Origin of the sequence: Gluconobacter sphaericus, assembly GCF_016757795.1 — a bacterium.
In the GTDB taxonomy this organism is placed as follows: Bacteria; Pseudomonadota; Alphaproteobacteria; order Acetobacterales; family Acetobacteraceae; genus Gluconobacter; species Gluconobacter sphaericus.
In genome coordinates this window covers 1-5,226 of the sequence record NZ_CP068425.1, presented here as the reverse complement: position 1 = coordinate 5,226, position 5,226 = coordinate 1, and the positions used below count along the sequence as shown (strand labels likewise).

Here is a 5,226-nt window from a genome sequence, read left to right as displayed (position 1 = left end):
ATGCTAAAGTGCGCCCTTACTACTATCGTCGCAAGGGTTGTTTGCACTCCACGACGAATCAAGGAAACTTCCGAAAAATCGGATATCATCAACAGGATCACGCGGGGACAGGAACGACAACAGACCATTGCACCCACTTGGGGCGGGAGAAAAAATGACACCCATCGAGAAAGCAAAACAGCAGGTCGAGCAGGCCAAGGCCCGGTATCAGGCTTTGCTCGCCAGACAGAACGCTGAGGAACGCAAGCTGGACACCCGCAGGAAGGTCATTCTGGGTGGGTTGCTGATTGATGCGGCCGGAAAGGATGAACGCTTCGGCCGGGTCATTGACGAGCTGATGAAACGCATCACCCGCGACCATGACCACAAGGCGTTCGAGGGCTGGCAGAAGCCGGAGCCTGACCGGTCATGACCAACGAACGCGAGCTGGAGGACGGGCTGGCCGCGTTCGACCAGCTCAGCCGGGAAATGGCGGAGACAAACCGCCTGCTTCGAACCGTCCGATCCGATCAGACGATCCGGAGCCAGCAAGAACACGCCCTGTCGGCTGAAATGCAGGATGCGCTCAAACAGGCCACAGAAGCCTCACAGGTGGCGCTACAGGCCAGCCAGACGGAAATACGTTCATCCCTACTCTGGACGGGTCTGACGGGTCTCCTGACTGTTCTGGTGGCATTTGGCGGGGGATATTTCCTCGGCCAGAGGTCAGGAACCGAAAAAGGGCAGGCGGAAGGGTATCAGGCAGCCCGGAATGAACAGGCCGCCGCCTCATGGGCCAATACCCCGGCCGGACAGCGGGCCTATGGCCTTGATCGACGGGGTAGCCTCGACATGCTGTCCCTGTGTCAGGGGAACGGCTGGACCACGGAACGCCAGAAAGGCGGCACGGTCTGCTTCCCGAACGCAGACGCCAAAGGGCAGGTCATGGGCTGGTATCTTCCCTGACCGTCACCGGGATGGGAAGATACCAGCCCCTCATCGCCTCTTTAGCCATTTTCTCCTGCCCGTTTCTGCCGGCATCACAGGGGCCGGGCGAGCGCGGAGCGGGAGCGGCGTAGCCCGCCCGCAGGGCGCCGGAACAGGCCTAAAAAGCTTGTTTTTCCACCGTTCTAAGGGGGGACCATAGGGGGGAATAAATATCTTTATTCTATCTAGAAATTAGCTGATGGTCGGTTTTCGTTGGGAATCCGCAAAAAACGCTTTGCCATTAGGTATCACGTGGTGATACCATAAGATATCACCACGTGATACCTAATCGGTCTCTATACAGAGGTTCCCCACATGCGGAATGTGACCCGCCTTAAAACCCGCAAAGATCGGCTTCAAGAAGATCAGGCCGACCTTCTCAAACAGGCTCTGCTTCCGTTTGCGGATAACGGTGGGGCTATGGGGGATGCGGTCGGGCGGCTGTATGTCCAGATCAAGAACCTTACTACGCCAGACCCCGGAACTACGGAGCCGTTCGTCATGATCCGTCCTGCTCAAAATCGCGCCGTCACCCTCTGGCTTATGGAAAACAGTAAGCGCCCCATGAAAGCTGTATCAGTCTGGACGCTCCTGTTCGATCATCTCATGCCGCACACAGGGCAGGTCATGCTGACGCGCGAAGAAATTGCGGAACAGGTAGGTGTTCCAGTTAATCACATCAGCCAAATCATGAATGAACTGGTGGCGTTTGGCGCAATTTTCTCTGAACGGGAAAAGATCGCGGGCATGCGTGGACCAGGATTGGTCCGATACTACATGAACAAGCATGTGGCCGAAGTAGGAAGCCGCGCCACACAGGATGAACTTGCCCTAATTCCTAAGCCTGGGGCTAATCTGGAAGTCGTTCAAGGAGGAAAATCATAACCTATACTTCCAACGCACTCGCCACCAAGGCAGAAGAAATCATAAACAATATGAAATCTGCCGCTCTAAAAGCCCAATTGATTACTCCGCCGCAGTATTAAACATCTCAACCTGCGGCATGTATCTGGTCAAATCTACGGACTTCCCCGAAGAAACCGCGGCGAAGGCAGACTGCATCTCCTCAGGTGGCGTCTCTTTCGGCAGGAAGCGGAACACACTTGCAGCCAAATAATCCTGCCTATCTTCGAAGGCGAGCCATCGCCTACCCTCCCTTTCCGCAACCATACCCGTTGTGTTCGATCCGGCGAAAATATCGAGTACGGTGTCGCCTGGATCGGTAAGAAAGCGGATAAAAAACTCAGGTAGCTTGGACGGAAAACGTGCCGGGTGGCGATCAGCACCGACCAATTTACAACCTGCAACATAGCCGCCATTCGATTCTGTATTTGGAATTTGCAGCAGGTTCGACGGGATCGCACCGCCGTTGTTCTTGGCGAATCCCTTTCCAATATCGTGTCCAGAAGGACGCATCCCCGGTTTATAAAATTTATCAGGGTCTTCCATAAGCTTGATCATGCGGTCGCTGTAAGGGGTGAGCACTTTGCGCGTGTTGGCCTTGGGCCATTCAGACTTTGAGAACCACCACAGATTATTTACTGAGTCTTTTGCCCTGATCTTCCGCTTGTTCACCCATTCGATCGGCGACGGCAGCTTCGCGGGATTAAACCAGTAAAAGTCTTCAGCAAGAAAGAATCCGATCTCGTCACAAAACCGGATCGGCAAGCGCAAGTGGTAAAGCGAACGTGTGGGAACGCCTTTCTGGTAGGCTCCCCCCACGTCCATCACGAAACTACCTGTCGGCTTAAGCTTGGCGTAAACGAGGCGAGCAAACTCGATTAACCAATCCAAGTATTCAACTTGATCCAGCCCTCCATATGCTTTGTGCCTTTGAAGTGCGAAAGGCGGCGAGGTCATCACAAGATCAAGGCTTTCGTCGGGTAGACGCGCCAGAAGCTCACGTGAGTCACCACAAAAAGCTGCGCCGCCACTAGTGGTGTAACTTGGCCGTAGGCCCTCAATTTGAATACCGGCCAACGGCCCAACTCCTCATATCACACTCATAGTGTGTAGACTCATAGTGGTCTCGCAGCAACACATTTCAGTGTGAAAACAGGTTCTCTTAATCCAGCGCGCGAGGCTCTCGCGGCCAACCTGCGCAAGGCACGAGGCGAACGCAACCTGAGCCAAGAGGCGCTTGCTGAGCTGGCAGGCATTCATCGGAATTATCTTGGCGGCATAGAGCGCTGCGAGCGCAATGTCGGCCTCGACAATCTTCAAAAACTTGCTCTCGCCCTCGGTGTCTCCGTAGCGGAGCTTGTGGACTGATGGCGAAACACCCAGATTGGGACCGACTGGAAAAACTAATGCCCGCCGTACGTGAGTTTCAAAAACTCGCAACCGAGCATGGGATCGATGACATATTTCAGGACAATGGCGGCAAAATTTTACAGATGCTGCTGGCTCTTAACCTACAGGGCATTCCGGGCCGCGAGGGCAATGACGCCACAGACGTGGAAGGCCGCGAATATGAGCTTAAAAGCGTCAACATCTGGCTGACCGCCGGTTTCTCGACCAACCATCACATCAACATTCCCATCATCGAAAAATATCGAAAAGCCCGTTGGGTGTTCGCTATCTATGAAGGGATAGAGATGCGCCGCGCGTTCTTTATGCCTGCCGTCAAGCTCGAGACCTACTTCTCCGCATGGGAGAAGAAGTGGACGAACGAGCAAAAAGATATCAACAACCCGAAGATACCGCTCAAATTTGTCTGCGAACATGGCGAATGTCTCTATGAGGACAGCAAGCCGCTCAACCTCGACGCGGCATCAGCAATCCGTCGCGAACGCACCAAAGAATCAGCTAACCGCCGCAAGGCAAAAGCAGAAGCAATTGCCGACTTAAAAAAGGACCCAACTGCGGGCGACAATCCCGTCGCGGTGATGCGCAAGCAAGGAAAACGAGCAAAGTAGAAACCGGGTAGAGGACGGTCAAAAACGTACGGTCGCTTTCTCTAAAAGCCCATCCCTGGCCCGCCGTCGTAGTCCCGACCTCGGCTCCTGCCGCGTGACATACCTCGGGACTGGACCAGTTCGGCCTCCTTCTGACGCTGCTTTTGCCTCTCCAGTTCGGCGGCTTTCCGGACTTCCTCGGCCGCCCGGATATCCTGCTGGCGTCTGATCTCGGCCTGACGCGCCAGTTCCTGCCTCTGGCGTTCGGCTTCCCGCTGCTGCTCCAGCCGCTGCCCGATCTTCCGGGCCAGACCAACCGCCTGCCGGGCCTTTTTCTCAAGGCCGGAGAATAGCTCCTGCGCCTTCTCCACGGCCTTGCGGGCCGCCTCAAGAACACGATTCCGCTCGCGGATCTCCGCATTCTGCTTCCCGAGATCCGTCACGGGTTCCCGGCCGGGGATCTCGCGAGCCGCCTGCCGCTCCATGGCGGTTGCTGATACCCCCATGTGCCGGGTCGGCTCCTGTTCCTTCCCCTGGCGCTCAAAGCTCCGGTGATCCACCCGCTGTTCGACCTGGTGCCGTTCAAGCGCCATGTTCACCTGGCGCGCCCACACACCCCGCATGTGCTCGATCTCGGCCGAGGCGGTGCTGGCCACGTCCAGAACCCGCGTCTTGGCCCCCAGACCGTCCTCCCCGGCCGTCCGGGTCGTGGTGAGGATATGGGCGTGATGGTTCCGGTTGTCCCCTTCCCGGCCGGGTTCATGGATCGCCACATCGGCCACCACCCCGTACCGCTCCACCAGCTCACGGGCGAAATCCCGGGCCAGTTCTTTCCGTACGCCCACGTCCAGCTCGGCCGGTAATGCCAACTCGTATTCCCGGCCGGTCTTGGCGTCCTTCCTCTTCTCGGCCGCCTCGGCTGCGTTCCACAGGGCATTCCGGTCCAGCGCCCAATCCGCGCCATCCGGGGCCACGATAAACGCATCTTCTACCCCCTGTTTCCGGGTGTAGTCGTGCGTCAGGCCCTGCCGTTCGTCCGTCAGTTCCTGGCCGGCACGATAGGCAGCAGCAGCCACAACGCTACGACCGGCCGAGCGCGAGATGGATTTGACGGACAGATGATAGATCGCCACGGCCTATTTAATCATTCAAAGAATAATTACGGGGTCGTCGGAGGCGGCGGTAGAGGAGAAGGGGGAACTAAAGCTATGCTGCAATTCCCGTTAGCATCTGGACCAACGACCGTGACCTTCCACCCTTTGGTTCCATATTCAGCTTGGTTGTAAGCTTCGATAATTTTAATCCATTTTTCCATATCTGAGTCAGCCATATTTTATCCTTTCTACGCACGCATTGTGAAACA

At 56.3% G+C, this 5,226-nt stretch carries 7 protein-coding genes; 5 read left to right on the top strand and 2 right to left on the bottom strand.

What is annotated here, in order from left to right; all coding sequences use genetic code 11:
• Window positions 1-154 precede the first annotated feature (154 nt).
• The 3 genes from IGS75_RS15360 to IGS75_RS15350 all read left to right on the top strand — a co-directional run bounded on the left by IGS75_RS15360 (window position 155) and on the right by IGS75_RS15350 (window position 1,851).
• Complete coding sequence (locus tag IGS75_RS15360) at window positions 155-412, top strand: mobilization protein (protein ID WP_006560192.1); 258 nt, start codon at window positions 155-157, stop codon at window positions 410-412.
• Window positions 409-945 (top strand): replication protein, encoded by a 537-nt coding sequence (locus tag IGS75_RS15355; protein WP_202259190.1) that lies wholly within the window; start codon window positions 409-411, stop codon window positions 943-945. The genes IGS75_RS15360 and IGS75_RS15355 overlap by 4 nt, the downstream gene beginning before the upstream one ends.
• 336 nt (window positions 946-1,281) lie before the next feature.
• On the top strand, window positions 1,282-1,851 hold the full coding sequence (locus IGS75_RS15350; RefSeq protein WP_202259188.1) for a helix-turn-helix domain-containing protein: 570 nt from the start codon (window positions 1,282-1,284) through the stop codon (window positions 1,849-1,851).
• An 81-nt stretch (window positions 1,852-1,932) separates the two neighbouring features.
• On the opposite strand, the gene IGS75_RS15345 is transcribed toward IGS75_RS15350, so the two are convergent.
• On the bottom strand, window positions 1,933-2,937 hold the full coding sequence (locus IGS75_RS15345) for a DNA-methyltransferase (RefSeq protein WP_202259198.1): 1,005 nt from the start codon (window positions 2,935-2,937) through the stop codon (window positions 1,933-1,935).
• Between the two features lie 78 nt (window positions 2,938-3,015).
• On the opposite strand from IGS75_RS15345, the gene IGS75_RS15340 reads away from it, so the two are divergent.
• On the top strand, window positions 3,016-3,237 hold the full coding sequence (locus tag IGS75_RS15340) for a helix-turn-helix domain-containing protein (RefSeq protein WP_202259194.1): 222 nt from the start codon (window positions 3,016-3,018) through the stop codon (window positions 3,235-3,237).
• A gap of 38 nt (window positions 3,238-3,275) precedes the next feature.
• Window positions 3,276-3,884: a PDDEXK family nuclease gene (locus tag IGS75_RS15335; protein WP_237469207.1), complete on the top strand. Its 609-nt coding sequence runs from the start codon at window positions 3,276-3,278 to the stop codon at window positions 3,882-3,884.
• Window positions 3,885-3,925: 41 nt separating this feature from the next.
• On the opposite strand, the gene mobQ is transcribed toward IGS75_RS15335, so the two are convergent.
• Window positions 3,926-4,996, bottom strand: a complete 1,071-nt coding sequence (mobQ, locus tag IGS75_RS15330) for a MobQ family relaxase (protein ID WP_237469205.1) — start codon at window positions 4,994-4,996, stop codon at window positions 3,926-3,928.
• Window positions 4,997-5,226 lie beyond the last annotated feature (230 nt).